Raw genomic sequence first — 17070 nt, forward strand, 5'->3', positions numbered from 1 at the left:
ATTTTACCATAATTTGTGATGATTGGTATATATTCTCATATCTTTTATAGTGTTAAATTAATTGTATAATAAGAAATAATATTCTATTTAGAGGTGTATGGAAAATGGAAAAATTAAGGAATATACCAATGCGACAGGTGAAGCCTCAGCCCCTTGCACATAGAATACGTTATATACCTTATATTAATCGACATGTTTTTAATTCGTATTCTATGGATTATATAAATCATACAATAACCGTTTTAGCTGGTGAATGGGAGTCAACAGTGAAACGTTTCGAGACTAACGATGAAGTTTCTGACGTATGGGAGAAGTCGGAACAGCATGATTCAGGCGCTGTCGAATTAAATTTAGAACAACCTGGGCGCATGAATCAATTAAGTTACCAACAATATTTTGATATCAAAGACTTCGATGACAGTAAAGATTATCATCTAAACATAGAAGGCATCAATCAACCTTTTCTCATTAAAGTGAATGACATGAGTTTGGAGATTGTCGATACAACGCAAACTATAATCGAATTTGATGTGACACCTATGATTAATGGACGAAATAATAAGATAGAGATAATAACTGATTTTCAGTCAATGGAGGTTGCAAACGATTCAGCTGAGATAGATTTGCAAATGGACTTATGCCAAAGTCTTTATATTTTAGAACGGGCTAATGATCGTATTCAGAATTTTGAAATAGACATCCAAGGGATCAATCAGCATGGTTTGACGCTACAATTACAGATTTTAGATATTGATGGTGCTCCGATTCCTTCTTTTATGATTGTTGATGCCGAAGCGCGTATCATATTGGAAGGTGATATTGATATAGACAGGGTGACATCAATTCATATTCCGTTTAGTCAAGAAGGACCTCCTCCTTTTATTTTATATATAGAAACTGAACACGAAACCATTGCACATCGTATTGAGGTCAATGGAAAACATGAACCAGTTATCCTAACGCATTAAAAATGAATATAAGCATCAAAACATAAAATACAGCCGTTCACAATTGAAGGGGTGTGTTTTATTTTTTAATCAGTACCTTGTAATGTTTAATAGCTTATGGTAAGTTTATTTTAGTATTATACATTAAACAGTACTGATTGATGTATAGTTGGAGGTTTTGCGATGAATATACAATTTAAAAAAGGTGCATTAGAAATGATTGTACTTTTGATTATTAAAGGAGAGGCGCAATATGGATACTCCCTTGTACAAAGCATTTCTAAGCGGATGATGATTGCGGAAGGTACCGTTTATCCCTTATTAAGACGTTTAGTAAAAGAAGGTTACCTTTCGACATATTATCAACCTTCAACAGAAGGACCAGCAAGAAAATATTATGAATTAACAGAGTTAGGTTTGGTGCGCTTGAATCAATTAAAATCGGAATGGCGTGCGTTTGTAGATATCGTACAACTATTTATAGAAGAGAGTGAGCAAGCATGACAAAGAATGAATATTTAGCCATACTTTATGAGCATTTAAAAAATATGTCTGAAACCGAGAAACAAGATATTGTCTCTGAATACGAAAATCATTTTATTGAAGGTTTAAATGATGGCAAAACTGAACAACAAATCGTCAAGATGCTAGGTCATCCTAAAGATATGGCGAAAGCAATTAATGCTGAAAGTGCAGTAGGTGAAGCAGAAAAGCATAAGGGCTTATCAAATACGGGACAAGCAATTATAACTGTTTTAGGGCTGAGCATTATTAATTTTATTTTGATTACAGGTCCGTTATTGATATACATTGGTTTGCTTATCAGTCTCGCATTCGTAGGACTCATTGGCTTGGCAGCACCTTTTTTAGTGTTCTATCAACAAAAGTTTACAACAGACCCTGTTTTAATATCAGATTGGTTTGCAGCGATAGGATGGCTTGGCTTAGGTATCATGCTCGCCGTTTTAACCATTGTTATTGTGAAATGGAGTTATTTGATGATCATTAAATATTTAAAATGGAACATTCAACTGATCAAGAGAGGTAATCAATCATGAAAAAGACACTAAAGATTTTATTTTTAATTGGCTTGCTCCTCTTTATCGTTGGTATTGTAGGTACTATCTATTACTCCTTTTTTAATCAACAGTCTAAAGTGCACTATGATGAAATAGAGAAGAAGTTTGATACATCTCAAATAAAGTCACTACATATCGAAGCTAAAGGTAAAGATGTGGAACTTACAACTGGGGATCAACTCAAAATTGAAGGTGTATTTACTGACAAGAAAAATGCGATTCAAACTAAGCAACATCAACAGCAATTAAATATTAACGTTAAAGGAAATGATGTAGTACAACCTCGGATTAATGTCAATCCTTTTAAAAATGTAAAACGACATAAAGTGCTAATCACGATTCCAAAATCGAAATTAGATGCGCTTTCATTAAAGTTAGGAAAAAGTGTCATGAATATTGAACAATTAAATATCAATAAGTTGAGTGTTGATACAGATTCTGGCTCTATCATAATCAATCATAGTCAAATCGGAACGTTGAATGCACAAATAGGTTCTGGTTATATAGAAAGCGAAACAACAGATTATAAAGAACTATTGATTCATAACCGTTTAGGTCATACAGATTTAAATGATGTACCGATAGATATTCCGATAACGATTGAAAATGAAAAAGGCGGCGTCGAAGTCACTTATAAAACAAAGCCTCATAATACAAGATTTGATATACAAAATCGCTATGGGAATGTCGATTTAGAAGATATTGAAGACTTAAAACATAAACAAGTTGGTGAAGGACAGCATCAGGTCGTTATTAAAAATAAGACGGGTTACGTTACTTTTTCAACTGATGATTAAGAAAACGACTACGAAAATCATCATTTGCCGTGAATGTACATAGTGAGCAAATGATCTTAAAACGAATATGCAGAAGCAATGAAGCAAGTGACTTGTCAAAGTCAAATAATGGTGTATAATCCTTATCGTGAAACTAAGGTATAAGGAGAAAGAGATGTCACAAGAATTAAGAAGTCAAAAACAGTATGGTGCACTCGCATTATTACCCCTTATCATTTTTCTCGTCTTATATATTGGGGTAGGTTTATATTTCACAGCGATAGGCGCTAAAGACCCATTCAGTCGATTGCCACGGCATGTTGCGATATTTATAGCCATAGTCATTGCTTGGGTTTGTTATGATCGAAAAACATCAGTTGCAAAAAAGATTAAGATCTTTACTGAAAACGCGGGTTCTTCAGGTATTGCTGAACTTGGATTAATTTTATTATTAGCAGGAGGATTCGCGAGCGCTGCTTCTGCGATGGGTGGACAAGAAGCAATGGTAAATATGGGGCTTTCAGTCATACCACCAAGTTTACTCATACCTGGTATCTTTGTGATGAGTGCTTTTGTAGCCACATCATTAGGGACATCAACAGGAACACAAGCGGCATTTATTCCAATTGGTGTTGCTGTAGCACAGTCTGCTGACTTAAATGTTGCAGCCGCTGCAGCTGCTGTCATTGCAGGAGCTTATTTCGGGGATAACTTGTCTATTATTTCAGATACAACAATTGCTGCAACAACAGGTGTCGGTGCTAAAATGAAAGACAAGTTTAGAGCGAATTTTTTAATCGCACTTCCAGCTGCGGTCATTACATTTATTATTTATGCCATTGTTGGTGGTACAGGACACATTGATAAAGATTTGAGTTATAACTTTATTGATTTACTCCCTTATTTATTTGTGTTGGCTGCTGCTATTTTAGGAATGAACGTCATGCTCGTCCTTATTTCGGGTATTTTACTCACAGGCGTGATTGGTGTAGCAAGAGGAAATATTGGCATTTTTGAATGGACTACTAAAATAGGGGAAGGTATGGAAGGGACCTTTATGATTTTCCTTATTGCTTTTTTAATTTCAGGACTTGTTGCGTTGATTCGATATTACGGGGGCATCGATTGGATTATTGAAACGATGAAAAAACGTGCAAAGGGACCGAAAAGTGCTGAATATGCGATGAGCTTTCTATCAGGTTTTTTATCCGCTGCATTAGTGCATAATGTGGTCGCAATTATTATATCAGCACCGATTGCTAAAGAAATTGGACAAATGTATAAAATTGCGCCAAAACGAATGGCAAGCTTATTAGATATCTTTGCAGCTAGTGCATTGATGGTGTTACCGCACGATAGTGGTATGTTAATGGCCGAACAATTTGGTCATGTCACATATTTGGAAGTATTGAAATATTCATTCTATCCAATTATTTTAGTTATTTGTACCATTATTTCGATTCATGTCGGCATGTTTCGTAAAAAAGAAACAATATAAAGAAAAAGCAATGTATTTCGAACAGTCTTTTATGTTCGAGATACATTGCTTTTTATTACGAAGATTTCCACGTTTCATGTGCGGGTAACCGATCTTTCGCGCGCATATGGGACACATAAGGGTTTCCTTTAACCGTAAAACGTAACGGTTCATCCGTCCACTGACCTTTATTCGGGATGCCAATTCGAGGGCCTGCTACAATCGCTCTTGGATATTTACGATGTTTTGTATCAATTTTTAATCGGCCTGTATTTAATTTGGAGCCATCTATTGCACGAGGAATTTGTAATGCTTGTGTTAATTTTCCCGGACCGTTCGTTAATTCAAAGCCTTTTTTGCCGCGATTGTATTCCATAATATCGATGCCTTGCTCTGGTTGAATGGCACGGATAAGGACGCCTTCAGGAACACCAGCTGTTTGGGTTACAAAATTAATTAATAATTGTCGGTGCATCGTATGAGCATAAATCGTGCCACCTTCTTGATAGAGAGATTCGACTTTCGGTGTGCGCTTCCCTTGAAAGCCATGTGCAGCTTGATCTTGATGGCCGAGATAAGCTTCAGTTTCAACAATATATCCTGTAAGCGTATGGTGTTCAGATTCATAAATCAATTGAACGCCTAATAAGTCTTGAGCAGTTTGAATCGTTGGACGATAAATAAAATCCATAATACGTGCCTCCATATATGATGATGATTCATATTGTAGCGAACTTGCGTGTCAAAACCAACTCATAGCCACATCGAAGGGAAGTTCATATTAAAGAGATGCATGGTGAAAAAGGGACCTGTTACATTCATTAAAGAGTATGGTACACTGAAGAAAAGAGAAAATACAAGGAGGATCAATCATGTACGTAACGCCGAAAGTTGGCTTTGTAGAGGCCTACAAATATTTTTGGTTAAATTACTTTAACTTCAAAGGGCGAAGTCGTCGAAGTGAATACTGGTGGGTAGCACTTTGGAATTTTTTGATTTATGTTGTCACATTTTTCCTTGCATTCTTATGTTTCTTTATCCCTGGAGTAGGCCCTATTTTGGGTGTGATTCTAATCATTGTTATACTCCTCTATGCGTTAGCAACCATTATTCCTAATTTAGCGTTACAGGTCAGAAGATTTCATGATGTGGGCTTTTCAATGTGGATTCCAATGATTAGTTTTATCGTTAGTATCATTTATAATGTTATCAGTGGCCTAAGCCCTGATGAAGATATTTCTGAAGGAAACATCAATGGGGTAGATACAAAAGTGACTGGAAACTTAAATTTTGATTTTATTCCAGATTGGTTAGGTTATACTGTACTTAGCCTCACAATCATTTTAAATATTGTGTGTTTAATTATTGCTTTGCTTGATAGTAAGGAACAAGTCAATAAATATGGACCTTCGCCTAAATATATTGAGGCCGGTCATGATAAGGGCTTCCCTAACGATGATCTAAAAGATGATGCTTCAAACGAGGAATCATTCACATCATACGAAACATCACAACAAAAACAAATAGAACAAGATCCATATAAATATTAAATCAAGTGTGCTCAAAGATGAGATGAAGTAAGTAAGCATTTCATTTTTGAGCATTTTTGTTTAATTCAGAGCGCATGATTAGAGCAACTGGATTAAGTGTATATAAATAAAAATCAGTTTATTTCGAAAATTTAAATAAAAGGGATGTTTTAATCATGAAAAACAAGCTGAAAAAACGTAAGATGCCACATACCTATGCTTTATTGATGATGGTGATTGTGGTGGCTGCACTATTGACTTATCTGATACCGGCGGGAACATTTGAACGAAAAAAGGTCAATGGCCAGACGGTTGTTGTGCCTGATTCTTATCATATTTTACCTTCACAGCCTGCAAGTTTATTGGATATCTTTCGTGCTATACCAGAAGGATTAATAAGTGGTGGAGAAATTGTTTTTTATATTTTTTTAGTAGGTGGCGCTTTTGGGATTGTACATAAGAGCGGTGCAATAGAAGCAGGGATTCGGCGATTGATGACGCAATTAGGGCAGTTTAAAGTGTTAATGATTCCGCTCACTATGTTAATGTTTTCAATTTTAGGTTTTTCAATTGGACTCGCGGAAGAAACGATTATTTTTGTGCCTATCGGGATTATAATTGCACGAACTTTAGGTTACGATGCATTGACGGGGGCGGCAATCGTTATTTTAGGTGCAGCGAGTGGCTTTATTGGAGGGATGCTCAATCCATTTACAGTCGGCGTTGCACAAAGCGTCGCCGAACTCCCCCTATTCTCAGGATGGGGATTGCGTTCTATCATTTATATTTTTATTTTGCTGGCCGCAATGGTGGCGGTCATGCGCTATGCAAGACGTGTGAAACGTTCGCCTGAACAGAGTATCGTATACAAATTAGAACAGGAAGAAGTGGATCGTCATCGACAAGAAGTGATACCGTCATTTTCGCGTAGACAATTCGTCAGCTTATTATTCATTGTTGGGGCTATTGGACTGAATGTTTTTGGGATTTTTAAATTCGGTTGGACATTTAATGAAATGAGTGCAAACTTTTTGTTAGCAGGACTGCTTGCTGGCTTTGTAGCTGGCCTAGGTTTCAATGGTACATTCGACGCTTTATTAGAAGGTATGAAAAATGTCTTGTTTGGTGCAATGATTGTTGGTTTTGCGAAAGGGATTATCGTTATTTTAGAAAACGGAAAGATTATCGATACAATTGTCTATTTCATGTCATCAATGTTAGAAGGATTACCGCCAGTTGTGACGATTATAGGGATGTTCATTTTTCAATTTTTCCTCAACTTTTTCATTCCTTCTGGATCAGGTCAAGCTTTAACTACAATGCCGTTGTTAGTGCCAATTTCAGATTTACTCGAGGTGAATCGACAAATTACTGTTTTAGCTTTTCAATATGGTGATGCAATCAGTAATAGTCTCTTTCCAACATCTGCTGTTCTAATGGGTGCTTTAGCAGTCGCAAATATAAGCTATACACAGTGGATTAAATTTGTATGGAAACTGATACTTGCATGGGTAGTGATATGTGCAGTGGCGATGTCTATTGCATATTTAGTAGGCTATTAAATAAATAATGAATAGACGTTTGTGTAGTTGAGATGAAAGCACTTTGCTGACACCTTCTAAGGAAGTGTTTCATCTTGGCTACACTTTTTTCTACAAATTGACATTAAGTAAGGTTAACTGTTTCAATTTGCGTTATGCTTTAAGTGTACTACAATGCAGTTAATGAAATATAAATAAGTCATTTTGACAAATATACTTGTCATTTTTATTGGATTCTTGTATATTCAAAGTAATCGTATAGCGAAAGGAGCTACATCAATGACGTTAAAAGTAGAACAGGTCACGAAAAAGTTCAAACAATTTGTGGCAGTAGATGACATTTCGTTTGAACTTCAAAAAGGTAAGATGTTGGGCTTTTTAGGACGAAATGGTGCGGGTAAGACGACGACATTTCGTATGATTTTAGGATTATCTGAACCGACTGAAGGCAAAATTACATACGAAGGCAAAAAGATAGATAAAACGATGTATGACATCATTGGCTATTTACCAGAAGAAAGAGGATTGCATCCTAAATTGACTGTAACAGAAGAACTCAAATATTTAGCAACTTTAAAAGGAATGAAAAATACGGATATCAAAAAAGCATTAGATTATTGGTTAGCGCGTTTTCAAATCACAGAAAACCGTCATAAAAAAATAGAAGCGCTATCTAAAGGGAACCAACAAAAAGTACAATTGCTCGCAAGTATGATTCATGAACCGTCACTATTGATTTTGGATGAGCCATTTAGTGGATTAGACCCAGTTAATGTAGAGTTGTTAAAAGATGCTGTCAAAGATCTTAATGCCAAAGGGACGACGATTATCTTTAGCTCACACCGTATGGAACATGTCGAAGAGCTCTGCGATAATATTTGTATATTAAATCGTGGACAGATGGTTGTACAAGGGGATATTCAACAAGTGAAACAACAAGCAGGCTATCAACGTCTTGTCGTCGATGCACCTTATGACTTATCAGAAGCGGCGCAACTTACAGGTGTATTACATTATGAAACTCATCGCTCAGAAAATTATTTTACAATTGAAAATGAAACTGTGGCAGAAGCGATATTTCAAATCGTTCAACAAAAAGGTTATGCGAAACGTTTTCAACTAATGGAACCAACGATTAATGAAATCTTTATAGAGAAGGTAGGTGACAAAAATACATAAATTTTTTGCGACTTTCCAAATCACATACCAAAAGAAGTTGAGATCTAGATCTTTTATCACTACGACGGTCATCATGATTTTGCTCATCATCGGTTTAGCGAATGTGGATAAAATCATTAAACTGTTTGACGGTGGAGAAGACCGTATTGCAATTGTAACGCAGGATAAAAATTTGTATCAACAAGTCAAAAAGCAATATTCGATTGTCAATGAAGACACGAAGTTTGAACATGTATCAGAAAAACAAGCAAAGCAAAAATTAAAAAAGGAAGATATTGATCAAGCTTTTATTATTGATGAGACGAAGACGCATGAACTCAATGGAACTATTTTAAGTCACGATACACCATCAGATAAAGATAAATCGACATTACAATCTGTTTTAACTCAACTACAAGTGCAAAAGGTGGCACAGGATCTAGGACTTCAAGGACAAGATTTACAAAAGTTACAAGCACAAAGTAACGTTAAAAGCCAAATTGTTCAAAAAGAAGGTCAAGCAGATCAAAATTTAAGTTCTGAAGAAGAAAGTTTTAGCAAAGTAATTGTAATGGCAGGAACATTTCTAATATTTTTTATTACATTTAACTATGCACAACAAATAGCGATGGAAGTCGCGACTGAAAAAACATCGCGCGTTTCCGAAATGATTATTACGAGTGTAAATCCTGTGCATCATATCTTAGCCAAGATTTTAGCCGTATTGGCAGTAGCGTTCACTCAAATCTTAGCGCTCTTTATCACTGTCGTCGCTTGTTATTTTATATTTGATTTAAAACATACTTTCGACTCGATATCTGTAGAATTTACACCTCATATCGTTCGCTTGATCATTTTCGGATTGCTATTCTTGATACTTGGCATCTTTAGTTATGTTATCTTAGCCGCTATTTTAGGTAACTTAACGTCTAGAATAGAAGATATGGCACAATCATTAATGCCAATGAATTTATTAATAATGGGTGCATTTTACTCAGGTTATTTTGGTGCGCTTAATCCAGACAATTTATTTATCAAAATTACAAGTTATGTACCGTTTTTCTCACCGTTTGTGACATTCTCTCGCTTATCCTTGTCCAATGTCTCAACGATAGAAGGTATTATTGCAGTAATTATTCATATTGTGCTCATTATTGTGTTGTTTATTGTTGCTGCAAAAACATATAAAAATTCGGTTCTTTCGTTTGAAAAAGGATGGGTCAATGTTTTAAAACGTGCTTTTCAACGCCAAAACCAATCTTAAAAAAGATATCAAAATGATGAATAAATATTAAGGTAACGGGTTTCGTAAACAGACACTACTGTTTTAGGAATTCAGTTACCTTTTTATCGGTGATGGCCACAAGTCATATTCACTTTGTGCAAGTGTGATTGCCTTATCATTTGTTTTTTGTAGTATACTGTTAGAATAGAGTAAAATATATGAGGTGAAGATGTGAGTTTTGTGTATTCCACAGTGATTTTTATCATAGCAGGATTATGTGAAATCGGTGGCGGTTATCTCATATGGCTATGGTTACGCGCAGAACGACCATTCATGTTTGGATTCATCGGTGGTGTCGTACTCATTTTATATGGCGTGATTGCGACATTTCAAACCTTTCCAACTTTTGGGCGTGTGTATGCAGCGTATGGGGGTGTCTTTATCGTTATGAGCCTTTTATGGTCATATTGGATTGATAAAGAAACGCCGGACAAGTTTGATTTGATTGGTGGTGCCATCTGTATCATAGGGGTGCTCATAATGGTATTGCCAACTAGGGGATAAACTTTGGGAGCAGTGTAAAGGAGTACAGTGTAAAAATGTTTATTAATATTGAACAACAATCTAATGGTATTGAACTCATCAAAATAGAAAATAACAAAAGTAAAATTGTATTCATGAATTACGGTGCACGTATTGTTAGTTGGAGAATTGGCGACAATAATATTGTTTTAGGGAACGAAGTTGAAGCTGATGAATTTTATCCTCATCATCCTTTTTATTTTGGTGCAACAGTTGGAAGAGTTGGCGGTCGCATAGCAAACGGTCAATTTGAATTAAAAGGCAAAACCTATACACTTGAACAAAATGATCCACCACATCATTTACATGGTGGACATCATGGTTTGTCAGATCGGCTGTTTGATTATCAAATCATTAAAGAGGATCTTTCAGAAAAGGTGCAAGTTGTTTTTACTACACAATTACGACAAGAAGAAGATCATTACCCGGGAAATATAGATGTAAAAGTAACTTTTACGTATGATACATCGGAAACATGGACGATTGAGTATGAAGCACAATCAGATGCAGATACATTATTTAATCCAATGAATCACGTGTATTTTAATTTAAATCGAGATAGCAATGTGGTGGATAATCATGTGATCGCAAGTGATCGATTAGCAATGTATCCTTTAGATGAAACAGGCATGCCTACGCTAACTCCGATTGATCTCGTTGAAGAAATGGGTTCGAATCAGATTCAGTTAGCACAACTTTTTAATACTACGCAGGATAGCATCCAGCAACAAGTGAATGCGAAGAGAGGTTTAGATCATCCTTTTGAAGTGGCGGAGGGTCAACTATCAATTTCAAATGATGATCTTGCTTTGCATGTTTCAACAGATGCGCCTCAAGTTGTACTTTATACGTTAAATGACTCTGAAAATTGGAAAAGTCATATGAATATTTTTAAGCCTCATTCAGGTATTACAGTCGAAACTCAAAGCTTGCCTAATGATATACAATTACTAGGTCCCAAGGCCTATTCGATTTTGAAAGCTAATACACCTTTTTATTCTAAAACAGCATTTCAAATCGAAAGAATATCCAATTGTTGAATACAATGTGAACTCAGGCAAGTGCGGGATAAGTTTAAGGAGGTTGGAAGAGAGGATATGACGTTTTCCACCTCCTATTTCTGTTTAAGAATCGTACAAAAGACAATTTATGTGTAAAAAAATACACTTATAGAAGTTTGCTTTTGTCTTTATTTCTGGCTTGTTAAAGGTGTAAAATGCATCTTATATCAAATTTATAGTTTCATCCCAATTTTACTTTTATTTGAGGAGATGATGCGATGCGCAATCGTTTGAAAGAATTACGTGCAAGAGACGGCTATAATCAAACACAATTAGCAGAAAAGGCGGGTATCTCTCGTCAAACCGTGTCGTTAATAGAGCGCAATGATTTTATGCCCTCTATTTTGACAGCGGTAAAGATTGCGCGTATTTTCAATGAGCCTGTTGAACAGGTCTTTATCTTTGAAGCCAAAGACTTCAATACTTAGATTCCTGTTTCAATGCTAATTAAAGTCGATATTATAGTAGGGTGACAATAGTCAGCCTGCTTTTTTTGCGTCCATAAAGCTAGAGGCGTGCAAGCATTTTTTCAAGTTTTTGTCTGCGCTTTTGTGTAAGGAATGGGTTTTGAATCGCGTATGCGAGGCGGTCTTTATTTTTTCTATCGTTATAATATATATCATTGAGTTCTTGAACAGAAAGTCTTGTTACTTTAGGCGCACTTTTTATAAGTTGCAAGTCATCATTCGGAGAAACATAGCCTTCTTGTAAGACACGGAAGTAACAGCCTGTTTTTCCAGAAGACGTCATATCTTTAACAAGATGAGGATAACCATATTTACTTTGGATTTTCCAACAAGGTTCACGTATTTCAGAGACTTCGATACGCGCTTCTCCAAGTTGGTATTGATCACCAAAAAATAATGACGTCTCATCAACATGATATACAGTAAGGTTTTCGCCAAATAAAGCATAGTCAGGTAAGGGGTGGATAACTTCTTTCCACATATCATAATGGGAATAACTGTATAAACAGAGTGCTTTATCAGGTCCGCCGTGGTCTTTATATTCTTGTTCGTCTGTGATTAAACCTGTTTGAGATAGCCATACTTTATCTTGAATGGGCTTTTTGTTAAGCGCACTTTTCATAGGTCGATCGTTTCGATATTGTAAAGATTCTATTTTTCCCGTTGAGATGGCATGGATTTGATATTTCATTTTGCTTCCTCCTCATATTTAAAGTTTATTTTAACGTAATTCGGTTGATTCGTCATGGCTTTTTCAGATGAATATTGTACAATAAAGACAGATACATAAGTCATAAAAAAAGGAGTGCGACAATGGGCATTAAGCAACTAAAACAAATGACACTAGATGAAGCGATAAGTCGTATTGAAGATGGCATGACGGTGGGCATTGGAACAGGAAGTACAATTGAATTGCTCGTTCCGAAAATTGCGCAACTCATCCATGAAAAGGGATACCAAATTAAAGGCGTATGTACTTCAGAGCGTACAGCACTACAAGCGAAGTCGTTAGATATTCCAATTGTTGATGTTAATGATGTGACACATATCGATATCGCCATTGATGGCGCAGATGAAATTGATCCTAACTTAAACTTAATTAAAGGTGGCGGTGGGGCACTGTTTCGAGAAAAGGTCATCGATACTTTTGCGGAACGATTTATCGTTATTGCGGATCAAACAAAGTTAGTTGATTATTTAGGACAAACGTTCAAGCTCCCTGTTGAAGTGGATGCTTTTAACTGGCGTCAGTTGATTCGTACCATTGAACAAGCATTTGACGTTAAAGTGACACGACGTATGATCGGTGATATCCCCTTTATTACAGATAATGGAAACTATATTTTAGATTGTACGTTAAATCAAAGTATTGATTCGTATGCATTTCATGAATATTTAATTCACCTTGTTGGCATATTAGAAACAGGCTATTTCTTAGACACAGTTGAAGAAGCCATCGTTGGAACGGATGAAGGCTTAAAAGTGATTCATCACTCCGAACAAATAAAAAAGTAGCACGGTCATTGACCGGCTACTTTTTATTTATAATATCAATCTGCTTTGTCCTCATGTTTTGACATTTTTGCCACGTCGTTTTCATCTGTCAGTGTTTGTGCAGATGATTGAACCTCATTATCCGTATTTTCAATATTTATTTTTTCTTCATCGGCTGTATGCGATGATGTCGCCTCACGCTCTTGAATAGATTGATTTGTTTCGTCCGTTTGTTTTTCTGCATCTTTGATTTGTTCTTTAGACGTTACTTCTTCGGCAACATTTGCGTCATTTTGTTGTTCTGGTTGCACGTTTGCATCTGGTGCATCAGAACTTTTTGTTGTCGGTTTTGGTTCCACTGCTGTTTCTGTTTCATAATGTTCTTCAAGTGGATTATCTTCTTCCTCTTGAGACGTATCGAACATCAATGGTGTATCGTCATCTTCATCTTTATGACGTGGTGTAAAGAGACGCATGATGAGACCTAATACAACGACTACGGCTGCAACACTTGCTGTAGAATAAGCAAGGACTTTCATAGAGAAGATATCTCCAATTTCCTCACTAAAGAAAAAGACTCTAGCAAAGGACATGGCAGCATGGAAAAGCGTAGCGATATAAATTGAACGCCCGCCTGTGCCTCTAACAAGTTCGCCTGCTATCATTGAAAATGAAAAGACATAGAGTGCACTGAATAAAGTATAAGTTGATCCAAATGCAGTGTTAACATCCCATACTAAATAAAGGACACTGACAACGATGTTCGCAAAGAAGTGTGGTAACTTTGCTTCGACAATATTTAATAGGTAAGAACGAAAACCAAACTCGATAAAGAATGCCATAAGAAGATGGCCAATTAAAATAGTCCAAATCGTCTCAGACAAGTCTTTAGACTGTAATAAGATAAAACTATCCGCATATGTATTAAAACTATACATACCGATGATAAAAATAATTAAAGGTAAAGTCAGTGCTAATAAAATTCTTTCAATAACTTTTAAATTAATCCCTAACTTTAATCCGCCAAGTTGTTCTTTTTTATTTTTAAATACAATGATACATAATACTGCGGCAATAAATGGACCTAAGCTATTTAATGCAAATACAAACGGTTTAAAACCAGATGCTTTCTGGAAATCTTGTAAAATCAAGGGGCTTGCATATGCAAAAATAAAAAACACAAAGATGGTCATTGCCCATTGGAAGCCTGAAATACGCGTTCGATTCATAAAAAATCCTCCATATTAAACGTAGCTAATGAGGTTCGTATGCATGAGGGTGTCCTATAAACACGTGTTGCAATTGAAATGCAACGCAAGAAAGGACGACGATCAAGTCATAGAATCTAACGTTCATTATAAACATATATTGTAAAGAAATAAATTATTAACAGTCAAATATCATTGAATTGTAATATAAGTTAAGAAAATTGTTACAGATTTTATCGTGTCACATAAACCCCAAATGATACGTTCAATCGTGTCTCTACCGACTTAAACATCAATAAGCTTGATTCAAGTTTATCAAAAAGCAATATCTTCATTAATTTCTGACTCTCCCCACTTGGTAACGTTTTCTTTGTATTTTCAAGGGTAAAAATAGTAGCATAGAATTGTAGAAAGTTAAGACGTAGGGATGCCTCATCTATCACAGCATGTCAAACGATTCAAGAATAGTCGCTACTTAATATGAAGTTGTATTTGTCGATAAGTATACTATTTCAATTTTTGCTAAGATGGGACAACCCAATTAAAGTCTCGTACGAAAGAGGGGGTTCTTATGTATCAAAAGCCAAATCATGAATTATGGACAGGTCGTTTAGATAGTGAAACGGATCAGCGCGCATTTCGTCAATTTCAAACAATCCAGTTAGCTCATATTGATGAGGTTGCACAACAACAAGCAGAAGTTGCTTTATTCGGTTATGCCATCGATGAAGGTGTCAGACTGAATCAAGGTCGTGTCGGTGCTAAAGACGGACCTGATGCGATTAAACGTGCATTTGCGGGATTGCCTGCATCGACGTCATTAAACATCGTAGATTATGGTAATTGGACCCATTCCGCTGATACATTATTCGCTTCACAACAAAAGTTTGGTCATTATGTACACCAATTACTGCAACAGCACCAAAGAACATTTTTATTAGGAGGCGGCCATGACATCGCATATGCTCAATATTTAGGTGTCCGTGCAGCTTATCCTGATCAATCCATAGGCGTCATTAACATTGATGCACATTTTGATAATCGCTATGAGGAACACTCAACCTCTGGTACAAGCTTTAGACAAATGTTGACTGAAGATGAAAACTTAGATTATTTTGTTTTAGGTATCCAACGCCCTGCAAATACACCATCGTTATTTGATTACGCGGAAGAGACGGATACAGCGTACGTTTTAGCTGAAGAGCTTGTCGATCAAATCGGGCCGCCCGTGAAAGATAAAATTGATCACTTTATTAACGCACATGATGTGATTTTATTTACGATTTGCATGGATGTCGTTGATAGTGCCTTTGCGCCCGGTGTCAGTGCTGCTGCAGTACTCGGATTGACACCTTATACGGTATTGGACTTAGCGAGACGTATTTTAGAATCACCTAAAGTGACCTCAGTGAGTATCGCAGAAACCAATCCAAAGTATGATGTCGATCAACGCACAGCTAAACTCGTTGCACATTTATTATCACATTTTATTCATTGTTCCGCTTCATAAAGGGATAGTGTAGGTTGAATGATGAGAAAACGATGTTAGCTAAACGATGTATGCGTGACTGATGTCCTTCGTGTTATCCCATATCCCAGTATTGACGACAAGACTGCACAAGATTTAATATATGTGGACTGTATTGACGTTTTTTTAAGTAATTTAAATATATCGTGCGTTCAATACTTGGGCGAATTCGAATTGCGCGTAAATCATTTGTAGAGTAGGACTGGTAGTACATGCGAGGTATCACTGCATATCCCATGTCTTGATGTACAAAATTGGTCGCTGCTTCAAAGCGGTCGACTTCCATAATAATATTAGGTCGTTCTTCAAGGCGCGTAAAATAATCATCAATATGTTTGCGAACTTGATATTTCTTATTAGGCACTATCAATGGTAATTTTTTAATTGAAATGGATTTTTGATGTGTAAATGCGTCTTTAGGCGCGAGCACGACGTAGTCTTCCTTGTAAAGTGGCAAAGAAATAATGTCATCATGTCGTATCTCATCGTTAGATAATCCGATATGGATATCAAAGTTAATTAACTTTTGTGTTAGTACGTGTGGATCTAATATTTCTGTGATTTGGTAATGTTGCTCGGGATGTATCGTTTGATGCTGCCGAATCACATTGGCGACCCAATGCGCAGCCGATTCAATAATGGCCATTTTAATTTTAGGGGTTTGGCTCATTTTTAAATCATACATTTTTTCTATCGTTTGATGATAGTGTTTGACGAGTTCAATGGCCTCATTATAAAACTGAATCCCTTTTTCGGTAATGGAGATTGATTTCGTTGTCCTTTTTAACAAGGAATAACCTAAGTCGTTCTCCATTTTTTTAATCGTCGCAGTTAGTGATGGCTGACTAATGTGTAAAATATGTGCGGCTTTAGTAAAACTATTTTGGTTTACAACTTCAATAAAATATTCCAATTGTACAATCTTCATATCGTTCCCTCTTATTTATAGTTTATGTTTATAGATAATTAGTTTATTTATATTAGTTATTGATAGCTTA

General features: G+C 36.1%; 18 protein-coding genes. 14 read left to right on the forward strand and 4 right to left on the reverse strand.

What is annotated here, in order from left to right; translation table 11 throughout:
* The first annotated feature begins 104 nt into the window (after positions 1 to 104).
* From KM149_RS02795 to KM149_RS02815, 5 genes are all read left to right on the forward strand, one after another.
* Positions 105 to 968 (forward strand): hypothetical protein, encoded by an 864-nt coding sequence (locus tag KM149_RS02795; protein WP_241415511.1) that lies wholly within the window; start codon positions 105 to 107, stop codon positions 966 to 968.
* Between the two features lie 162 nt (positions 969 to 1130).
* Positions 1131 to 1451: a PadR family transcriptional regulator gene (locus KM149_RS02800; RefSeq protein ID WP_182280630.1), complete on the forward strand. Its 321-nt coding sequence runs from the start codon at positions 1131 to 1133 to the stop codon at positions 1449 to 1451.
* Positions 1448 to 2005 carry an HAAS signaling domain-containing protein gene (locus KM149_RS02805; RefSeq protein WP_214970977.1) on the forward strand — a complete coding sequence of 186 codons (558 nt, stop codon included), beginning with the start codon at positions 1448 to 1450 and terminating at the stop codon, positions 2003 to 2005. The genes KM149_RS02800 and KM149_RS02805 overlap by 4 nt, the downstream gene beginning before the upstream one ends.
* Positions 2002 to 2823, forward strand: coding sequence for a DUF4097 family beta strand repeat-containing protein (locus tag KM149_RS02810; protein ID WP_214970974.1), 822 nt, complete (start codon positions 2002 to 2004; stop codon positions 2821 to 2823). Before KM149_RS02805 ends, KM149_RS02810 begins: the two co-directional genes overlap by 4 nt.
* Before the next feature lie 154 nt (positions 2824 to 2977).
* Positions 2978 to 4300 carry a Na+/H+ antiporter NhaC family protein gene (locus KM149_RS02815; RefSeq protein WP_060829481.1) on the forward strand — a complete coding sequence of 441 codons (1323 nt, stop codon included), beginning with the start codon at positions 2978 to 2980 and terminating at the stop codon, positions 4298 to 4300.
* A gap of 55 nt (positions 4301 to 4355) precedes the next feature.
* Here KM149_RS02815 and KM149_RS02820 read toward each other — a convergent pair whose 3' ends face one another.
* Entirely contained in the window at positions 4356 to 4970 is a 615-nt protein-coding gene (locus KM149_RS02820; RefSeq protein WP_214970970.1) for a DNA-3-methyladenine glycosylase, read from the reverse strand.
* 181 nt (positions 4971 to 5151) lie between these two features.
* Between KM149_RS02820 and KM149_RS02825 the strand changes: the two genes are divergently transcribed.
* The 7 genes from KM149_RS02825 to KM149_RS02855 all read left to right on the forward strand — a co-directional run bounded on the left by KM149_RS02825 (position 5152) and on the right by KM149_RS02855 (position 11803).
* A complete protein-coding gene (locus tag KM149_RS02825; protein WP_165545187.1) occupies positions 5152 to 5829 on the forward strand; it encodes a DUF805 domain-containing protein in 678 nt (225 codons plus the stop codon).
* 155 nt (positions 5830 to 5984) lie between these two features.
* Positions 5985 to 7370, forward strand: coding sequence for a YfcC family protein (locus tag KM149_RS02830; RefSeq protein WP_182280622.1), 1386 nt, complete (start codon positions 5985 to 5987; stop codon positions 7368 to 7370).
* Positions 7371 to 7628: 258 nt separating this feature from the next.
* Complete coding sequence (locus tag KM149_RS02835; protein WP_241415512.1) at positions 7629 to 8528, forward strand: ABC transporter ATP-binding protein; 900 nt, start codon at positions 7629 to 7631, stop codon at positions 8526 to 8528.
* The gene (locus KM149_RS02840; protein ID WP_241415513.1) at positions 8512 to 9771 is read left to right on the forward strand and encodes an ABC transporter permease; all 1260 of its coding nucleotides are present in this window, start codon (positions 8512 to 8514) and stop codon (positions 9769 to 9771) included. The genes KM149_RS02835 and KM149_RS02840 overlap by 17 nt, the downstream gene beginning before the upstream one ends.
* A 192-nt stretch (positions 9772 to 9963) precedes the next feature.
* A complete protein-coding gene (locus KM149_RS02845; protein ID WP_165545184.1) occupies positions 9964 to 10296 on the forward strand; it encodes a YnfA family protein in 333 nt (110 codons plus the stop codon).
* Between the two features lie 35 nt (positions 10297 to 10331).
* Positions 10332 to 11354, forward strand: coding sequence for an aldose epimerase family protein (locus KM149_RS02850; RefSeq protein ID WP_182318207.1), 1023 nt, complete (start codon positions 10332 to 10334; stop codon positions 11352 to 11354).
* A 239-nt stretch (positions 11355 to 11593) separates the two neighbouring features.
* Complete coding sequence (locus KM149_RS02855; protein ID WP_016426259.1) at positions 11594 to 11803, forward strand: helix-turn-helix transcriptional regulator; 210 nt, start codon at positions 11594 to 11596, stop codon at positions 11801 to 11803.
* A gap of 79 nt (positions 11804 to 11882) precedes the next feature.
* Here the strand turns inward: KM149_RS02855 and KM149_RS02860 are convergent, their stop codons facing one another.
* Positions 11883 to 12533, reverse strand: a complete 651-nt coding sequence (locus KM149_RS02860) for an MOSC domain-containing protein (protein ID WP_165545182.1) — start codon at positions 12531 to 12533, stop codon at positions 11883 to 11885.
* 122 nt (positions 12534 to 12655) lie between these two features.
* On the opposite strand from KM149_RS02860, the gene KM149_RS02865 reads away from it, so the two are divergent.
* Positions 12656 to 13357, forward strand: a complete 702-nt coding sequence (locus KM149_RS02865; RefSeq protein ID WP_241415514.1) for a ribose 5-phosphate isomerase A — start codon at positions 12656 to 12658, stop codon at positions 13355 to 13357.
* Between the two features lie 35 nt (positions 13358 to 13392).
* On the opposite strand, the gene sdpC is transcribed toward KM149_RS02865, so the two are convergent.
* Positions 13393 to 14565, reverse strand: a complete 1173-nt coding sequence (sdpC, locus tag KM149_RS02870) for a peptidoglycan release complex CPBP-like subunit SdpC (RefSeq protein WP_165545181.1) — start codon at positions 14563 to 14565, stop codon at positions 13393 to 13395.
* A 550-nt stretch (positions 14566 to 15115) separates the two neighbouring features.
* Here sdpC and hutG point away from each other — a divergent pair.
* Complete coding sequence (gene hutG, locus KM149_RS02875; protein ID WP_241415515.1) at positions 15116 to 16054, forward strand: formimidoylglutamase; 939 nt, start codon at positions 15116 to 15118, stop codon at positions 16052 to 16054.
* A gap of 73 nt (positions 16055 to 16127) precedes the next feature.
* Here the strand turns inward: hutG and KM149_RS02880 are convergent, their stop codons facing one another.
* A complete protein-coding gene (locus KM149_RS02880) occupies positions 16128 to 17000 on the reverse strand; it encodes a LysR family transcriptional regulator (protein WP_241415516.1) in 873 nt (290 codons plus the stop codon).
* Positions 17001 to 17070 lie beyond the last annotated feature (70 nt).

It is taken from the genome of Staphylococcus coagulans, from assembly GCF_022557135.1.
Taxonomy (GTDB): domain Bacteria; phylum Bacillota; class Bacilli; order Staphylococcales; family Staphylococcaceae; genus Staphylococcus; species Staphylococcus coagulans.

Bases quoted from the DNA above. Each gene is read 5' to 3' on its own strand.
- KM149_RS02795 (WP_241415511.1), top strand. From the start codon at position 105: ATGGAAAAATTAAGGAATATACCAATGCGACAGGTGAAGCCTCAGCCC.
- KM149_RS02800 (WP_182280630.1), top strand. From the start codon at position 1,131: ATGAATATACAATTTAAAAAAGGTGCATTAGAAATGATTGTACTTTTG.
- KM149_RS02805 (WP_214970977.1), top strand. From the start codon at position 1,448: ATGACAAAGAATGAATATTTAGCCATACTTTATGAGCATTTAAAAAAT.
- KM149_RS02810 (WP_214970974.1), top strand. From the start codon at position 2,002: ATGAAAAAGACACTAAAGATTTTATTTTTAATTGGCTTGCTCCTCTTT.
- KM149_RS02815 (WP_060829481.1), top strand. From the start codon at position 2,978: ATGTCACAAGAATTAAGAAGTCAAAAACAGTATGGTGCACTCGCATTA.
- KM149_RS02820 (WP_214970970.1), bottom strand. From the start codon at position 4,970: ATGGATTTTATTTATCGTCCAACGATTCAAACTGCTCAAGACTTATTA.
- KM149_RS02825 (WP_165545187.1), top strand. From the start codon at position 5,152: ATGTACGTAACGCCGAAAGTTGGCTTTGTAGAGGCCTACAAATATTTT.
- KM149_RS02830 (WP_182280622.1), top strand. From the start codon at position 5,985: ATGAAAAACAAGCTGAAAAAACGTAAGATGCCACATACCTATGCTTTA.
- KM149_RS02835 (WP_241415512.1), top strand. From the start codon at position 7,629: ATGACGTTAAAAGTAGAACAGGTCACGAAAAAGTTCAAACAATTTGTG.
- KM149_RS02850 (WP_182318207.1), top strand. From the start codon at position 10,332: ATGTTTATTAATATTGAACAACAATCTAATGGTATTGAACTCATCAAA.
- KM149_RS02855 (WP_016426259.1), top strand. From the start codon at position 11,594: ATGCGCAATCGTTTGAAAGAATTACGTGCAAGAGACGGCTATAATCAA.
- KM149_RS02860 (WP_165545182.1), bottom strand. From the start codon at position 12,533: ATGAAATATCAAATCCATGCCATCTCAACGGGAAAAATAGAATCTTTA.
- KM149_RS02865 (WP_241415514.1), top strand. From the start codon at position 12,656: ATGGGCATTAAGCAACTAAAACAAATGACACTAGATGAAGCGATAAGT.
- sdpC (WP_165545181.1), bottom strand. From the start codon at position 14,565: ATGAATCGAACGCGTATTTCAGGCTTCCAATGGGCAATGACCATCTTT.
- hutG (WP_241415515.1), top strand. From the start codon at position 15,116: ATGTATCAAAAGCCAAATCATGAATTATGGACAGGTCGTTTAGATAGT.
- KM149_RS02880 (WP_241415516.1), bottom strand. From the start codon at position 17,000: ATGAAGATTGTACAATTGGAATATTTTATTGAAGTTGTAAACCAAAAT.